General features: G+C 65.4%; 13 protein-coding genes. 2 read left to right on the top strand and 11 right to left on the bottom strand.

The window, feature by feature from the left end:
• Window positions 1-118 precede the first annotated feature (118 nt).
• The 8 genes from nirD to CK910_RS09975 form a co-directional block, all read right to left on the bottom strand.
• Complete coding sequence (gene nirD, locus CK910_RS10010; RefSeq protein ID WP_098982643.1) at window positions 119-541, bottom strand: nitrite reductase small subunit NirD; 423 nt, start codon at window positions 539-541, stop codon at window positions 119-121.
• The gene (gene nirB, locus CK910_RS10005; RefSeq protein WP_098982641.1) at window positions 538-3,123 is read right to left on the bottom strand and encodes a nitrite reductase large subunit NirB; all 2,586 of its coding nucleotides are present in this window, start codon (window positions 3,121-3,123) and stop codon (window positions 538-540) included. The genes nirD and nirB overlap by 4 nt, the downstream gene beginning before the upstream one ends.
• Before the next feature lie 26 nt (window positions 3,124-3,149).
• Window positions 3,150-3,971: an ABC transporter ATP-binding protein gene (locus CK910_RS10000; protein ID WP_098982638.1), complete on the bottom strand. Its 822-nt coding sequence runs from the start codon at window positions 3,969-3,971 to the stop codon at window positions 3,150-3,152.
• Window positions 3,972-4,078: 107 nt separating this feature from the next.
• A complete protein-coding gene (locus CK910_RS09995) occupies window positions 4,079-5,008 on the bottom strand; it encodes an ABC transporter permease (protein WP_098982635.1) in 930 nt (309 codons plus the stop codon).
• 14 nt (window positions 5,009-5,022) lie between these two features.
• A complete protein-coding gene (locus CK910_RS09990; RefSeq protein WP_172955287.1) occupies window positions 5,023-6,381 on the bottom strand; it encodes a CmpA/NrtA family ABC transporter substrate-binding protein in 1,359 nt (452 codons plus the stop codon).
• Between the two features lie 300 nt (window positions 6,382-6,681).
• Window positions 6,682-7,266 (bottom strand): ANTAR domain-containing response regulator, encoded by a 585-nt coding sequence (locus tag CK910_RS09985; RefSeq protein WP_098982632.1) that lies wholly within the window; start codon window positions 7,264-7,266, stop codon window positions 6,682-6,684.
• A gap of 139 nt (window positions 7,267-7,405) precedes the next feature.
• Complete coding sequence (cobA, locus tag CK910_RS09980) at window positions 7,406-8,164, bottom strand: uroporphyrinogen-III C-methyltransferase (RefSeq protein ID WP_098982629.1); 759 nt, start codon at window positions 8,162-8,164, stop codon at window positions 7,406-7,408.
• Window positions 8,165-8,333: 169 nt separating this feature from the next.
• Window positions 8,334-10,970 (bottom strand): nitrate reductase, encoded by a 2,637-nt coding sequence (locus tag CK910_RS09975; protein WP_098982626.1) that lies wholly within the window; start codon window positions 10,968-10,970, stop codon window positions 8,334-8,336.
• A gap of 352 nt (window positions 10,971-11,322) precedes the next feature.
• On the opposite strand from CK910_RS09975, the gene CK910_RS09970 reads away from it, so the two are divergent.
• Window positions 11,323-11,838 (top strand): RNA methyltransferase, encoded by a 516-nt coding sequence (locus CK910_RS09970; protein ID WP_098982624.1) that lies wholly within the window; start codon window positions 11,323-11,325, stop codon window positions 11,836-11,838.
• Window positions 11,839-12,188: 350 nt separating this feature from the next.
• Here the strand turns inward: CK910_RS09970 and CK910_RS09960 are convergent, their stop codons facing one another.
• The gene (locus tag CK910_RS09960; RefSeq protein ID WP_098982618.1) at window positions 12,189-12,926 is read right to left on the bottom strand and encodes a hypothetical protein; all 738 of its coding nucleotides are present in this window, start codon (window positions 12,924-12,926) and stop codon (window positions 12,189-12,191) included.
• A 208-nt stretch (window positions 12,927-13,134) separates the two neighbouring features.
• On the opposite strand from CK910_RS09960, the gene CK910_RS09955 reads away from it, so the two are divergent.
• A complete protein-coding gene (locus CK910_RS09955; protein WP_043138135.1) occupies window positions 13,135-13,563 on the top strand; it encodes a universal stress protein in 429 nt (142 codons plus the stop codon).
• Between the two features lie 77 nt (window positions 13,564-13,640).
• Here CK910_RS09955 and CK910_RS09950 read toward each other — a convergent pair whose 3' ends face one another.
• Together CK910_RS09950 and CK910_RS09945 are read right to left on the bottom strand one after the other, a co-directional pair.
• On the bottom strand, window positions 13,641-14,276 hold the full coding sequence (locus tag CK910_RS09950) for a murein L,D-transpeptidase catalytic domain family protein (protein WP_043138133.1): 636 nt from the start codon (window positions 14,274-14,276) through the stop codon (window positions 13,641-13,643).
• 156 nt (window positions 14,277-14,432) lie between these two features.
• Complete coding sequence (locus CK910_RS09945; protein ID WP_098982616.1) at window positions 14,433-15,686, bottom strand: glutamate-5-semialdehyde dehydrogenase; 1,254 nt, start codon at window positions 15,684-15,686, stop codon at window positions 14,433-14,435.
• Between the last annotated feature and the right edge of the window lie 51 nt (window positions 15,687-15,737).

Below are 15,737 nucleotides of genomic sequence, written 5' to 3'. Positions count from 1 at the left end.
TCCATTATTTCCGAAAAACGTTTTCCCGCTATCACCCCGTGCAAAAATTGTCGGTTTGCGCACAAAAAATCACCGGGCAGAGCCCGGCGATGAAAAAACGGTTTTCAGATGATTCCACTCAGCCCAACAACACCCAGACTTCGCCGGCACTCTGCATCACGGGCCAGCAGGCCACCTTCAGCGCCGGGTCGTCCAGACAGCGGCCATCGGCCAGGGCATAACGCTGCTTGTAGAGCGGCGAGGCAACCACGGGCTCGCCACCGCAATCCCCCACCAAGCCCCGGCTCAGCACGGCCACCCCGGCCAGGGGATCCAGGTCATCCAGCGCATAGACCCGCTCGCCGAGCCGAAACAGCGCCAGCGCCCGCCCCCCCAGCCAGGCGCTGCGCCCCGCCTGCTCCGGCAGGGCCGCCAGCTCGCATGCCCGCAGCCATTCGCCATGCTCGCTCTGCAACACGTTCTCTCTGCTCGGCCCCATCTCTGCTCCTTGTCGCTGCTCATCCGGCGTCTCTTGCCATGCACTCTGGTTGGCTCCGTTCATATCACCTCCTTGATGCTGATATCCGGCACCCACTGGCCCCGCTCCTCCCGTCTGGGGGGCGTGCTCCCCTCCGGCTGGTTGACGAAGGCCTCGAACAGCTTCAGCTTGTCCGGATCCGCCAGCGTGCTCTTCCACTCGCACTGCCAACTGCCCACTATGCCGTCCATCATGGCCTCCAGCTCGGCCCCTATGCCGAGCCTGTCCTCTATGATCACCGACTTGAGGTAGTCGAGCCCCCCCTCCATGCTCTCCATCCAGACCGAGGTACGCTGCAACCGATCGCCGGTGCGCACGTAGAACATCAGCAGCCTGTCTATGTAACGGATCAGTGTTTGCTCATCGAGGTCGGTGGCAAAGAGGTCGGCGTGGCGCGGCCGCATGCCGCCATTGCCGCACACATAGAGGTTCCAGCCGCGCTCGGTGGCGATGACGCCTATGTCCTTGCTCTGGGCCTCGGCGCACTCCCGGGTACAGCCGGAGACCGCAAACTTCAGCTTGTGGGGCGCCCGCAGCCCCTTGTAGCGGTTCTCCAGAGTCTGGGTCAGGGTCATGGAGTCCTGCACCCCGTAGCGGCACCAGGTCGAGCCGACGCAGGACTTCACTGTGCGCACCGACTTGCCGTAGGCCTGACCTGTCTCGAAGCCCGCATCCACCAGCTCGCCCCAGATGGCGGGCAGCTGATCGCGCCGGGCGCCGAACAAGTCGATGCGCTGGCCGCCGGTGATCTTGGTGTAGAGGCCGTACTTGCGCGCCACCTCCCCTATGGTGATGAGACCATCCGGGGTGATCTCCCCGCCGGGGATGCGCGGTACCACCGAATAGGTGCCGTCCTTTTGCAGGTTGGCGAGGAAGGCGTCGTTGGTATCCTGCAGGCCGCGGTGGGGCTTCTCCAGCACATGCTCGTTCCACAGCGACGCCAGTATGGAGGCGACCGTCGGCTTGCAGATGTCGCAGCCAAGGCCATGGCCGTGCTTGTCGCGCAGCGCCTCGAAGCTCTTCAGCTCGCCGACCCTGGCCAGGTGATAGAGCTCCTGGCGGCTGTGGGCGAAGTGCTCGCACAGCCCCTTGTCCGCCTCGACCCCGAGATCCGCCAGCGTCTGCTCCATCACCTGCTTGAGCAGGTTGCTGCAGCCGCCGCAGCCGGTGCCCGCCCTGGTGCAGCTCTTGACCGCCGCCAGCTCGTGGTTGCCTGCCTTGACGGCGGCCACCACGGCCCCCTTGCTGACGTTGTGGCAGGAGCAGAGGATGGCGCTGTCCGGCAGCACCAGAGGCGCGGGGGCGCCGCCCGCTTCCCCCACCAGCAGGGAGAGCGGCGGCTGGGGCAGCGCCACCCCGTTCTGATAGTACTGCAGCAGTCTCTCATAATCGGCTCCGTCCCCCACTAGGATGGCGCCGAGCAGCCGGCTCCCCTCGCCGTCGGTCACCAGCTTCTTGTAGATGCCGTTGACCCTGTCCAGCAGCAGCAGCTCCTGAGCCCCGGCCGTGCTGGCGTGGGCATCTCCGATGGAGCCCACGTCCACCCCCATCAGCTTGAGCTTGGTGGACATGTCGGCCCCCGCGAAGCGGCTCTCGCCGCCGCACAGGCTGGCCACGGCGGCCCGGGCCATCTGGTAGCCGGGGGCCACCAGCCCGAAGATGCGCCCCTGCCAGAGCGCGCATTCACCGATGGCAAGGATGGCGGGGTCCGAGCTGTGGCAGCCCTCGTCGATGCAGATGCCGCCGCGCTCGCCGACGCTCAGCCCGGATTGACGGGCCAGGCCGTCGGCGGGTCGGATGCCGGCCGAGAACAGGATCACGTCGGTCTCAAGATGAGAGCCATCCTTGAACCTCAGCCGCTGACGGGCCTGCTCCCCATCCTCGATGCACTCGGTGGCCTTCTCCACCAGCACCTCGACCCCGAGCGCCCGGATCTTGTCCCGCAGCACGGCGCCGCCGTTGTCATCGAGCTGCACCGGCATCAGCCGCGGGGCAAACTCCACTACCTGGGTCTTGAGCCCGAGCAGGCGCAAGGCGTTTGCGGCCTCCAGCCCCAGCAGGCCGCCGCCGATCACCACGCCGCTGCGCGCCTGGGCGCAGGCATCGCGGATGGCGGCGAGATCCCCCAGGGTACGGTAGACGAAGCAGCCCGCCCGCTGATGGCCGGGGATGGGCGGCACGAAGGGGACCGAGCCGGTCGCCAGCACCAGCCGGTCGTAACCGAACCGCTCGCCATCGGCCAGGGTCAGGGTGCGGGTATCTCTGTCCAGCACCTCCACCTCGGCTCCCAGCCGCAGCCTGATGCCCTGCGCCTCATACCAGGCGGGATCCGCCAGTTGCAGCGCCTCGGGCGCCTTGCCGCCGAATACCTCGGACAGATGCACCCTGTCATAGGCGGAGTCCGGCTCGGCACCAAATACCGTCACCTCGAACCGGTTCAGGCCACCAGCCGACACCAGCTGCTCGACAAAGTGGTGACCCACCATGCCATTGCCGATCACCAGCAGACGTTGTTTCTCACCCCTCTCAGGCGAGTCGACCAAGTGATGGTCCATCTCATCATCCATGCCCTTGCCCACCACCAGCAATCTTTGTTTATTGTCCATGTTTCTCTTCCTTGAATTCTGGGGGCTCAGGCGCGCAGCTTGCTGCGCACCGGGTCGGCCGCCTTGAGCGGGGTCACCTTGCGCTGCTTCTCGTAGAGGAAGCGCAGCACCTGCTGGCGCAGCTTGTGATAGTGACCATCGTCCGCCAGGGCGACCCTGTCTCTGGGCCTTGGCAAGTCCACGGTCAGGATCTCCCCGACCGTGGCGGCGGGACCATTGGTCATCATGACGATACGATCGGAGAGCAGCACAGCCTCGTCCACGTCGTGAGTGATCATGATGACGGTATTGCCAAGCTCGGCCTGAATGGCCATCAGCGCGTCCTGCAGGTGGGCCCGGGTCAGGGCATCCAGGGCGCCGAACGGCTCGTCCATCAGCAGCACCTTGGGGGAAAGCGACAGGGCGCGGGCAATGCCGACCCGCTGCTTCATCCCCCCCGACAGCTCGTGGGGCATCTTCTGGCTGGCATGATCCATCTGCACCAGAGAGAGGTAGTAGTCGACCCGCTCCGAAGCCGCCCGCCGGTTCGGCTCAACCTGCCCCACCGCCAGCGCCACGTTCTGCCGGACGCTGAGCCAGGGCAGCAGCGCATGGTTCTGGAACACCATGGCCCGCTCCGGGCCAGGCCCAACCACCTCGCGCCCGTCCAGAATGATGCCCCCCGTGGTGGGCTCCAGCAGCCCGGCCACCAGGTTGAGCACAGTGCTCTTGCCGCAACCTGAGTGGCCAATGAGGGAGACGAACTCCCCCCGCTCGATGCGCAGGTTGACCCGGCTGAGGGCCTCGAAGCGCCCCTGCTCCGTCTCGAACGAGATGCCGACGTCGCTTATCTCCAGATAACTCTTCATTGGCTCTTCTCCTGCCTGAATATGTGTTTCGTCACTGAATCCTGTCCCTAGCGCAATACCTGGCGCGTGTCCTGAAGCAAAACCACTGCTGCAGGGCCTGGGCGGCCCTAGCGCAGCACCTGACGCTTGTCCCAGGAGAGCCACTGCTGCAGGGCCAGCATGCCCCTGTCCAGGCCGCAGCCGATGAGGCCAATGGTGACCACGGCCACCATGATGCGGGCCAGGGAGGCCGAGCCGCCGCTCTGGAACTCGTCCCACACGAACTTGCCGAGCCCGGGGTTCTGGGCCAGCATCTCGGCCGCGATCAGCACCATCCAGGCCACCCCGAGGGACAACCGCAGCCCGGTGAAGATCATGGGCAGGGCGCCGGGCAGCACTATGCGGCGCACATGGGTCAGGAAAGAGAGCCGCAGCACCCGGCTGACGTTGTGCAGGTCGCTGTCCAGCCCCGCCACCCCGACCGCCGTGTTGATCAGGGTCGGCCAGAGGGAGCAGAGGGTCACCGTCAGCGCCGAGGTGACGAAGGACTTGGCAAGCCAGGGGGCAGAGCTGGTGTAGAGCGCGCTCACCACCAGCGTGATAAGTGGCAGCCAGGCCAGGGGCGACACCGGCTTGAGCAGCTGGATCACCGGGTTGGCTGCGCGGTAGAGCCCCTGATTCATGCCGAGCAGCACGCCGCACGGGATGGCGATCAGGCTGGCCAGAGCGAAGCCGCACAGCACAGTGAGCAGGCTGGTGGCGATCTGATCGAAGAAGGTGGGGCGCCCTGTGTAGGGGCGCAGCCTCACCTCGGCCGCAGGATCCCGCGCCAGCCGCTCGGCATTGCGCACCTGCTGACGCTCGAGGAAGGCGCTCGCCTTCTCCCGCTCGGCCAGATGCTCCTGCCCCAGCGACCAGAGCTGGCTGGCGGTCGCCAGCGGCCCCGGCAAGGTGCCCAGGCTGGTCTGCACCTGACTCGCCCCCCACTGCCAGAGGCCGAGGAACAGCAGCACGCCGAGCAGGGGCTGCACCATGACTTTCCACTTGTGTCGTTTCATTGCGCTCTCCTCGCTCATTGCACCCGCTCATCGCCCTTGAGGCCGATGGCGAACTGTTGCAGATAGGCGTTGGGGTGGCGGCCGTCGTAGATGAGGCCATCGATGAAACCATCCTGCGGGCCGCGATAGCCCTGCTCACTGGCAAAATCGGGGAAATCCTGCGCCTTGAACTTGCCCTCGGCGATCAGCGCCTCGGCCGCCTGGCGGTAGACCTCGGGTTGATAGACGGCCCTGGCGACTTGCTCGAACCAGGCGTCCGGTTTGGCCGTCGGGATCTGGCCCCAGCGCCGCATCTGGGTCAGATACCAGATGGCATCCGAGTAGTAGGGATAGGTGGCCTGATGGCGGAAGAAGACGTTGAAGTCCGGCAGGTTGCGCCTGTCCCCCTTGGCGTACTCGAAGGTGCCCACCATGGAGTTGGCGATCACCCCCTCGTCGGCCCCCACGTACTCCGGCCGCGCCAGCAGCTTGGCCGCCTCGCGCCGGTTGCCGTTCTGCTCGGCATCCAGCCACCAGGCCGCCCGCAGCAGCGCCTTCACCAGCCGTATGTGGGTATTGGGATGACGCTCTGCCCACTGGCGGGTGACGCCGAACACCTTCTCCGGGTTGTTGCGCCAGATCTCGTAATCGGTGATGACGGGCACCCCTATGCCCCTGGCGACCGCCTGCTGGTTCCAGGGTTCTCCCACGCTGTAGCCGGCTATGGTGCCCGCCTCCAGGGTGGCGGGCATCTGCGGCGGCGGCGTGACCGACAGCAGCACGTCCGCCTGACGCTGACCCGAGCTGTCGCCGAGGGCGGGGGCATAGAAGCCGGGGTTCAGGCCGCCAGCCGCCAGCCAGTATCTGAGCTCGTAGTTGTGGGGGGAGACGGGGAACACCATCCCCATGTTGAACGGCTTGCCCGCCTGCCGGTATTGAGCCACCACGGGTTTGAGCGCAGCGGCGCTCACCGGGGCCGGCACCTGACCCGCCACCGCCTTGGGCAGATGGGGCTGCATGGCGGCCCACACAGGGTTGGCGACAGTGATGGCGTTGCCGTTGAGATCCATGGCGAACGCCGTCACCAGCTCGGCCTGGGTGCCTATGCCGACATGGGCGGCCAGCGGCTGACCCGCCAGCATCTGGGCACCGTCCAGCTCGCCGTCGATCACCCGATCCAGCAGCACCTTCCAGTTCGCCTGCGCCTCCAGGGTGACGTAGAGCCCCTCATCCTCGAAATAACCGCGCTCATAGGCCACCGCCAGCGGTGCCATGTCGGTCAGCTTGATGAAGCCCAGCTTGAGCTCCTCCTGCTCCGGGGCCCCCACAGCCGCCAGCGTCGGCAGTGACAGCAGCGCCAGCAGCAGACCCGCACATCCTTGTCTCTTGTTCATTCGCCTTCCTCGCTCAGATCACAGTCATGGGCGGCCATTCCCCTGCGCCGTTGCAGGGTCGCGGCCAAAAAAAAACCTCACCGATCCGGGATCGGTGAGGCCTCTTTGCCCTGTTGCGAGTGACGGGCCCGTGGGCGCCATCACTCCTTGTCTTCTGGGTAATCCACTTTCCGTGCCAAATTGGCCAAGCCGCCGAAACGGGCCCTATTCCGCCCTATTCCGCCTTTTTCCTCCCGCTTTGCCTTCTCGTTTGCCTCAATTAGGCGCAGTTGCACCAAAACGGTTTGCCAGCCCAGGTTCTCACGCTGGCAGTGCCAGCAGCAGCTGCCGTGCCAGCTCCCCCAGACTCAGGTGCCGACTCATGGCGGTGCTGCGCATCAGGCGGTAGGCCTGCTCCTCGTCCAGCCCCTGATGACGCATCAGCCGCCCCTTGGCCTGCTCGACCAGGCGCCGATCCACCAGTTGCTGGCGCAGTTCACTCTCTGTCTGCGCCAGCGCCTGCACCATGGCCAGCTGGCTGCGGGCCAGCCGCAGCCACTGCTCGACCGGCTCCCGCTCGCCACACGGATGCGGCACCAGCAGCACCCCCTGCTGCAACAGGGCGATCTGGGGCTCGGTGCCGATCCGCTCGCAAAACAGCAGGCGCGGCACCCCGGGCCAGAGAGAGAGGCCGAGCCGCACCTCGGCGCCGAACTGGCGACTGCTGATGAGCAGGGCATCCCCCTGTCCGTGCGGGGTCAGCAATTGGCGACTGTCCAGGATCTGCGGCTGATGGCCGTAGTGGCTGACCAGCAGGGCCAGGCGGTTGGCCTGACCCGGCTCGTCGGCGTGGATCAGCAGGCGGGAAGGGGGGCTGGCACGGCCCCCGGGGGGAAGAGTTGTCATGGCGCTCCTTGCCAACGGCTAGTGCAGCTTGTCTGTCGCTGCTTGTTCACCGCAGATGACGCAACATGAAGGCCAACTATTTGAATCTACCCCCTTTTTATCTATCTGGAGGTAGTGGAGGTAGAGGCTGTGGAGGGGCTCAGGCCACCCGATCCAGCGCCTGGGTCAGCAGGGCGTTCAGCTCGCTGCGCAGGCCCACCACCTCCCCCATGATCATCAGCACGGGACTCTGCCCGAGCAGGGCCACGGCGGCCTCTGCCAGCATGGCCAGCCGGGTCTCATGCACCTGCTGCTGCGGGCTGCAACCGGCCACCACCAGCGCCACCGGCAGATCCGGCGAGGCACCGGCCGCCAGCAGTCCCTGCCGGATCTGCGCCGCCCGCTCCAGCCCCATGTAGAACACCAGGGTGTGGCCGGCCCGGGCCAGCCCCTGCCAACCCTGATAGTCGCCCTCCTCCATCAGATGGCCCGTCACCAGGGTCAGGGAGCGGGCCAGCCCCCTGTGGGTCAGGGGGATCAGGCTGCTGGCGGCGCAGCCCAGCGCCGCCGTGATGCCGGGCACCAGCTCGGCGGCTATGCCGTGACGGGCCAGGTGCAGCGCCTCCTCCCCACCACGGCCAAATACCAGGGGATCGCCCCCCTTGAGCCGCACCACCCGCTTGCCGGTGCGGGCCAGCGCCAGCAGCAGGGCGTTGATCTGATCCTGGCTCGGGCTCGGCTCGCCGCAGCGCTTGCCCACATCGAAACGGGCCGCGCCATGGGGAATGCGGGCCAGGATTTCGCTTCCCACCAGGCGGTCATAGATCACCACCTCCGCCGCCTCCAGCCGTTGCAGGGCGCGCAGGGTCAACAATTCGAGCGGGCCGGGACCGGCCCCTACCAGACTGACATGGCTCATCTCACACTCCTTGTATTTCTGCCCCCTAGAACCTGTTCACGACCTGTCACGAGAGGCTGTCAGCAAGGTGAAGCGCAGCGCAGGAACCGGAGCGTATAGATATACGTGAGGATTCCGAGCAGCACATGAGCCTTGATCACGGCCTCACAGTAAGATCGTGTACAGGTTCTTAAGCTGAGGCGATAAAAACATGCTTAATCAATAGCTTGTCTATCTCTGGCAGGCAGGTGCCGCAGTTGCTGCCACAGCCGAGCAGGGCCTGCAGCCCCGCCAGCTCGCTCACCCCCTGCCGGGTGATGGCGTCGACGATGCGCAGCTCCGACACCCGCAGGCAGGAGCAGACCAGTCTGCTATCCCCGGCCAGGGCCGCGCCCAGGGTCTGGCTCAGGGCTCCCGCCTGCAAGGGCGTGCCGAGCAGGCTGGCCAGCAGGTCGACCTTGATGTCAGGCCACCGCTCCCCCACCAGCAGCAGGCCCTCGATGCGATCCTGCGCCAGCGCCACCGCAAGCCAGCCCTGCTTGAGCGGCAGCCGCAACCAGCGGCCCGCCACCCCCAGCCGCTGCCACAGCGTCTGCGGTCCCTCCGACCAGGAGGCCAGCAGGGTGCAGTTGCCTTCGGGCAGGGGGCGCCTGGCCCACCAGTCCACCGGATCCCCCCAGGGTTGCTGACCGAGCCAGAGCCCCTGCCAGCGGGTTTGCTGCGGCTCGGCCATCACCCGTCCCTGCTTGAACATGGGCTGGCCCGAGAGGGGATCCACCACGGCGGCGATGAGGCGGTTGACCGCCCCCTGGCTGCACTGGCTGTCAGTCCAGTGCATGGGCAGGAAGGCCTCCCCCTCCCTCAGCCCCTCGTCCACCCCGATCAGCAGCCGAGCCTCACCGAGCCCGTTGCTCAACCGCACCAAATCCCCCTCGGCCAGCCCGAGCGCCAGCAGGCTGGCGGCGCCCACCCGCAGCTTGGGCCAGGGTTCGGCCTCCTGCAGGCGGGGCACGTGGCCGGTGCGGGTCATGGTGTGCCACTGATCCCGCAGCCGGCCCGAATTGAGCAGCAAGGAGAGGCCCGCCGGCTGCAGCACAGCTTTTGGCTCGGTGACAGGTTCGGGGGGAAAGTGCTGGGCCAGCGGCAACAGCCGGGCCCGCCCATCCGGCGTGGAGAAGACCCCATCCTCGAACAGGCGGGCGCGGCCGCTGGGCCAGGCTGCGTTGACCGGCCAGCTCAGGGGTGCCAGCGCCTCGAATTCGGCCCGACTGAGGCGGGCCAGCCCCGAGATGTCGAACTGGCGTTGCCCCTCGTTCTCGAATCCCGACAGGGCCGCGTGTTCGCTGAAGATGTCGTGCTCGTGCTCATAGGCAAAGCCTTCGCCGAAGCCGAGCCGGCGGGCCAGCTGGGTCAGCGCCCACCAGTCGGGCCTGGCCTCCCCCGGCAGGGGCAAAAAGGCACGCTGGCGGCTGATGGTGCGCTCCGAGTTGGTGACCGTGCCGCTCTTCTCGCCCCAGGCGGCGGCGGGCAGCAGCAGGTGGGCGAGGCGCGCCGTGTCCGTGTCCGCCGTCACCTCGGAGACCACCAGCAGCTCGCAGCGGGCCAGCGCGTCGCGCACCCGGTTGCCGTCTGGCAGGGAGACGGCCGGGTTGGTGCCGAGCACCCAGAGCGCGCGTATCTCCCCGCGCGCCACCGCCTCGAACAGCGCCACCGCCTTGTGGCCCGGCCCGCGCACCATGGTCGGGCTCTGCCAGAAGCGCTGCACCCGGTCGCACTCGACCTCGCCAAAGCCCATGTGAGCCGCCAGCTGAGTCGCCAGCCCGCCCACCTCGCGCCCGCCCATGGCGTTCGGTTGCCCCGTCATGGAGAAGGGGGCCGCCCCCGGCTTGCCGATGCGCCCGCACAGCAGGTGGGCGTTGATGATGGCGTTGGCCTTGTCCACCCCCTGATTGGACTGGTTGATCCCCTGGCAGAACAGGGTGACGGTTTTGGGGGTGCGAGCAAACAGCCGATAGAAGCCGAGCAGATCCCCTGGCGCCAGGTCGCAACTGTGGGCCACCGCCTCCAGCTGCCAGGCCGGATCGTCCAGCGCCGCCGCGAGCGCCTCGAAGCCGCTCACATGGCGCGCCACGTAATCCTTGTCCCAGCCATCGTGATCGAGCAGATAACGGCAGAGACCGTTCCACAGCGCCACGTCGCTGCCAGGCTTGAGGGCCAGGTGCAGATCCCCCTGCTCCGCCGTCATGGTGCGACGGGGGTCCAGCACCACCAGCTTGAGCTCGGGGCGCCGTGCCCGCGCCTGCTGCAGGCGACGAAACAGCACAGGGTGGGTCCAGGCCGTGTTGGCCCCCGTGATCACCACCAGATCCGCCAGCTCCAGATCCTCGTAGCAGGCGGGCACCAGATCCTCGCCGAAGGCGCGCTGATGGGCCACCACCGCCGACGACATGCAGAGCCGGGAGTTGGTATCCACGTTGGCACTGCCCAGATACCCCTTCATCAGCTTGTTGGCGACGTAGTAATCCTCGGTAGTGAGCTGACCCGACAGGTAGATGCCGATGGCCGATGGCCCGGATTCGGCCAATATGGTGGCAAACCGGCTGGCCAGGGTATCGAGCGCCTGATCCCAGCCGATGCGCTGCCCCTGCCAGCGCGGATAGAGCAGACGGTCGGGAAAGTCCAGACTCTCCAGCAGGCTGGCCCCCTTGACGCAGAGGGCACCCGCGTTGGCCGGATGCTGTTCATCCCCTTTCAGCTGCCAGCTTGCGCCCTCCCGGCTCAGCCGGATGCCGCACCCTACTCCACAATAGGCACAGGTGGTGTTCATTCCCTCGCTCCTTGTCGTCCGGCGACCCGGTTACGGGTTGCCTGATTGCCGCGGCCCATAAAAAAGGCGTCCGCCCCTGATGGGGACGGACGCCTTTGTCCAGATAAGCCGCATTCACTCTGTCCAGGGATGACTGCAAACCCTGCGCCAAGATGTCAGCCCCTGCGCCACAGCGGTCACTCAGGCCGAGTTGCGCCGGGACGGTGCAATTGCCCCCTTCCGGGGCCCCGTCGAGCCAAAAAAGCCACTACCTGGCCAAGAAGCGGCGGCGCCCCCAGGCAAGCCTCGACATGCATGTCATGGGCAAAGCGCGAACCGGGAGTATAATGCGGCCGCCACAGAGGAGAACAAGATGAAAGAGTCAGGTTATGGCTGCCCAGAGCAGGCCGATCCACAGTCGCCAACGCAGGAGTCGCCGGGCTATTGCTGCATCGGACTGGTCAATCCCAAGTCACCGGAGAACGTGGGGGCCGTGATGCGCGCCGCCGGTTGCTATGGGGCGGACGAGGTCTACTACACGGGCAACCGCTTCGAGCTGGCACGCCGTTTTGCCACGGATACCAAGCAGATGGTGGACAAGATCCCCCTGCTCGGGGTCGATAACCTCATGGAGATAGTCCCGGCCGGGTGCGTCCCCGTGGTGGTGGATCTGATCGAGGGCGCCACATCGCTGCCGGATTATGTCCACCCGGAGCGGGCCTTCTATATCTTCGGCCCCGAGGATGGCACCCTGGATCCCGCCCGTTATGGCGCCGTGAAGGACGTAGTCTATGTACCGACACAAGGCTGCATGAACCTGGCCGCCTCGGTCAACGTGATCCTGTATGACCGCTTGGCCAAGCGCCTGCGGGCCGGGCTAACAGAGTAAAGTTGTAGTCTATGTAACCACACGGCAAGGCTGCATAAGCCTAGCCGCCTCGGTCAAGGTGATCCTGTATGACCGCTTGGAGAAACGCCTCCGTGCCGGGCTAACAGAGTAAAGCTGTGGTCTATGTGGCGACACGGCAAGGCTGCATAAGCCTGGCCGCCTCGGTCAACGTGATCCTCTACGACCGGCTGGCGAAACACCGGCGGGCCAGGCTAACAGAGTAAAGCTGTGGTCTATGTGGCCACACGGCAAGGCTGCATAAGCCTGGCCGCCTCGGTCAAGATGATCCTCTATGACCGCTTGGCCAAGCGCCTGCGGGCCGGCTTGTTATAACGGCGTCACTGCTCCCCTTACTTCTGCACCCTTTGTTCCAGCTCCTTGATAAAACCACGGTAGTAATCATGGAGTTGGTAACGCCGATAGATCTCGGCCAGGGTACCGCCCCGGATCAGCCGCACCATGCCCTGATCCCAGAGCTGTTGCAGACGCCCCCCTCGCTCGGTATCGGCAAAGATGGGGTAGGTCGGGATCCAGCGCAGGAAGGTGCGCTTCATGTTGGCGGGGATGGTGTCGGCCGAGTAGAGCACACCTGCGGTCAGGTAATAGCGGTAGCGCTCCTTGGCCAGCAGCTGCAGCGCCATGTCGTGGCTGTCGATCTCGTGCCAGCGCATGGTGACCGGGATGTACTTGTCAAAGGCCCAGCCCCGCAGCCACAGCACCCCCTCTCCCTTCAAACTGGTTTCGCCGAGCCATTGGGGCTGCCACTTCTTGAGCATCAGCACGGTCAGATCGTCGGCGGAGGCGGGATAATCCGGCTGGCGCACACCGATGACTTCATCCCGATAGACCCCCATCGCCATGTCTCCCCCTCTCTGCGCCACCACAGCCAGCGCCCGTTTGTAGGGCACTAGGTGCGGGATCACCTCATAACCATGGGGCTGGTAGATGGCGCGAACTATATCCAGATAGACGCCCCGCCCATCCGGCTGGCAGAAGCCGGGCCAGTCATCGCAATAGACATGCAGGGGATCGGCCCGACCGGGCAGGGACAACAGAAGAAGCAGCAACGACAGCAGCAGACGAACCATGTTTCACAATTTCCTCGGTGGCGATGTTTTCATCCGACGGATCAGCCAGCGCGATGAATGCACCCAAGCCATACCACATCATAAGAAGATATGGCGCCGAATCACCTCTTTTTCCCAGTTTTGAGAGCGAGTCGAGGGTTATTACCCTCTGAATGGGTATTATTGACAATAAGATTCATTAGTAGCCCAACCATAGGGGAGCCTTCATATGTCATCCATCAAAACCCTGCTCTGCCCCGTCGATTTTTCCCAGATGTCCCAGTCTGTGCTCGACTATGCAGTGTTCATGGCCCGGAGCCATCAGGCCGAACTCAAGCTGGTCCATGTGGTGGATCAACTGCACGGTTTCGACAGCTACAAGATCCTGCACATGACCGCCATCGAGATCACCCACGAGATGGAACGCCAGGCCAAGACCCAGCTGAAAGAGCTGGTCGCCAGCCTGCCCATTCCCGCCACCTTCGAGGTACGCTTCGGCCGCGCCGCCGACGAGATCGTCATTCAGGCGAAAGAGGAGAAGGTCGACCTGGTGGTCATGGGCAGCCACGGCCGCTCCGGCCTCAGCCACCTGCTGGTGGGCAGCGTCGCCGAATCCGTGGTGCGTCACGCCCCCTGCCCCGTGCTGGTCGTGCGTTAACGCCCGGCTCGTTCACCGCGTAACAGATAACAATAAGGCCAGCACTCGTGCTGGCCTTATGCATGGATGCGTGCACCTCAGCCGTGGGCATAGATGACGCTTCCCCCCTTGATGATGTCTATGATGGCCCTGGACTGCTCCTTGGGTAGCGCGGGGCAACCCCAGCTGCGGCCCAGCTTGTCATATTTGCGCAGGTGCCGCGGGCTGGCATAGTCGGCGCCGTGCACCACTATGGCACGCCTGCGGGCATTGCTGTTCTTGCCCGGGCTCAAGCCATCGAGGCGCAGCGAGTAGCCATGCTTGCCCTGATAGGTCTCGGCGGTACGATAGACGCCGAGGGAACTCTGCATGGAGTTGAGCTGATTGGAAAACTGGCGGGCCGCCAGCTCGCCCGAGTTGCGGCCGTGGCTGACCCAGGTGTGGTAGAGCAGCTTGTGGCGTTTCACGTCGATCACGAACAGCCGGCGCTGGGTCGAGGGTTTGCTGTAGTCGATGATGGTGAGTATGGGTTTGCGCTTGTGGCGCACGCTCTGATAACTGTTGATGGCCTGGCGAAACACCTGTTTGTCGAGCTTGCCTGCCAACCCCAGCTGGCGATAGAGATCCTGATCCCAACTGGCGTGGCTGCTGGTGCTGAAACAGAGCGCCCCCAGTAGCAGCGGCAAGCTCAACCAGAGCCATCCTGGCCGCGCAATCCAATCTGTTTGCTTCATCCTTGAATCTGCTCCCGTTTTTGTTGGTAGTGCAGTGTGCAAAATATCGCCACACCCTGCTGGATAGTTATATGCAAGCCCCTGATGGGGCGCAAGAAAAGAGCATAAAAATGCCGACCTGAGTCGGCATGGTTCCAGCAGGCGTTGGCAACGTCCTCAGGCACGGATCAGATAATCCGCCAATCCCACCCACTTGTAGCTGGTGAGCTCGGTCAGTCCCATGGGGCCGCGGGCGTGCAGCATCTGGGTCGAGACCGCCACCTCGGCACCCAGCCCGAACTGGCCACCGTCGGTGAAGCGGGTGGAGGCGTTGACGTAGACGGCGGCCGAACCGGCGCCATTGACGAACCGCTCGGCATTGCTCAGATCGTTGGTGAGGATGGCATCCGAGTGGCCGGCGTTATGCTCGCGCATGTGGGCCAGCGCCTCGTTCACGTCCGCCACCAGCCGGACTCCCAGAGTCAGCGAGAGCCACTCGGTATCGAAGTCTTCCGGGCCCGCCTCGCGCAGCGTGTCGGCGCCAGCTAGCAACGCCATGGCGTTGGGGGCGGCCACCAGGGCCACCTTGCGCTCGTTCATCAGGCTGACCAGCTGCGGCAGCAGGGCGGCGGCCACCTTTTCATGCACCAGCAGGGTATCGAGGGCGTTGCAGGCGGAGGGGCGCTGCACCTTGGCATTGTCGATGACCGCCAGCGAGCGCGCCAGATCTGCGCTCTCGTCCACGAAGACATGGCTGATGCCAAAGCCGCCAATGATGACGGGGATGGAGCTGTTCTCCTTGCACATCTTGTGCAGCCCGGCACCACCGCGGGGGATGATCATGTCCACGTAGCGATCGAGACGCAGCAGCTCGCCCACCAGCGCCCGATCCGGATTGTCTATGTACTGTACCGCATCGCGTGGCAGGCCGGAGGCGGCCAGCGCGCTCTGGATCACCCGCACCAGCTCCAGGTTGGAGTGGAAGGTCTCGCGTCCGCCGCGCAAGATGCTGGCGTTGCCCGTCTTGAGGCAGAGGCTGGCGATGTCGATGGTGACATTGGGACGCGCCTCGTAGATGACGCCTATGACACCGATGGGCACCCGGCGGCGAGAGAGGCGCAGGCCGTTCTCCAGCACCCGGCTGTCGATTTCGGCACCGACCGGATCATCCAGGGTGATCACCTTGCGCACGTCCGCCACTATCCCCGCCAGCCGGGCCGGGTTGAGCAGCAAGCGATCCAGCATGGCGTCCGACAGTCCGGCCTCGCGGCCGGCCGCTATGTCCTTGTCGTTGGCGGCCAGGATCTGGCTGCTGCGCGCCTCCAGCTCATCGGCGATGGCGGCCAGCGCCCGGTTTTTCTGCGCCGTGCTGATGGTCGCCAGCTGATAGGCGGCTTCGCGGGCCGCCTGCCCCATTTTCTCCAGACTCATGATTTTGTCCCTTTCTGGGTGCCACCTTACAGCAGCACCATGTTATCTCGG

Source organism: Aeromonas sp. CA23 (genome assembly GCF_002587065.1).
Classification (GTDB): domain Bacteria; phylum Pseudomonadota; class Gammaproteobacteria; order Enterobacterales; family Aeromonadaceae; genus Aeromonas; species Aeromonas bestiarum.
Note: the sequence above shows the minus strand (reverse complement) of the source record. Positions and strands in the feature narration are given on the sequence as shown.

Bases quoted from the DNA above. Each gene is read 5' to 3' on its own strand.
- nirD (WP_098982643.1), bottom strand. From the start codon at position 541: ATGAACGGAGCCAACCAGAGTGCATGGCAAGAGACGCCGGATGAGCAG.
- nirB (WP_098982641.1), bottom strand. From the start codon at position 3,123: ATGGACAATAAACAAAGATTGCTGGTGGTGGGCAAGGGCATGGATGAT.
- CK910_RS10000 (WP_098982638.1), bottom strand. From the start codon at position 3,971: ATGAAGAGTTATCTGGAGATAAGCGACGTCGGCATCTCGTTCGAGACG.
- CK910_RS09995 (WP_098982635.1), bottom strand. From the start codon at position 5,008: ATGAAACGACACAAGTGGAAAGTCATGGTGCAGCCCCTGCTCGGCGTG.
- CK910_RS09990 (WP_172955287.1), bottom strand. From the start codon at position 6,381: ATGAACAAGAGACAAGGATGTGCGGGTCTGCTGCTGGCGCTGCTGTCA.
- CK910_RS09985 (WP_098982632.1), bottom strand. From the start codon at position 7,266: ATGACAACTCTTCCCCCCGGGGGCCGTGCCAGCCCCCCTTCCCGCCTG.
- cobA (WP_098982629.1), bottom strand. From the start codon at position 8,164: ATGAGCCATGTCAGTCTGGTAGGGGCCGGTCCCGGCCCGCTCGAATTG.
- CK910_RS09975 (WP_098982626.1), bottom strand. From the start codon at position 10,970: ATGAACACCACCTGTGCCTATTGTGGAGTAGGGTGCGGCATCCGGCTG.
- CK910_RS09970 (WP_098982624.1), top strand. From the start codon at position 11,323: ATGAAAGAGTCAGGTTATGGCTGCCCAGAGCAGGCCGATCCACAGTCG.
- CK910_RS09960 (WP_098982618.1), bottom strand. From the start codon at position 12,926: ATGGTTCGTCTGCTGCTGTCGTTGCTGCTTCTTCTGTTGTCCCTGCCC.
- CK910_RS09955 (WP_043138135.1), top strand. From the start codon at position 13,135: ATGTCATCCATCAAAACCCTGCTCTGCCCCGTCGATTTTTCCCAGATG.
- CK910_RS09950 (WP_043138133.1), bottom strand. From the start codon at position 14,276: ATGAAGCAAACAGATTGGATTGCGCGGCCAGGATGGCTCTGGTTGAGC.
- CK910_RS09945 (WP_098982616.1), bottom strand. From the start codon at position 15,686: ATGAGTCTGGAGAAAATGGGGCAGGCGGCCCGCGAAGCCGCCTATCAG.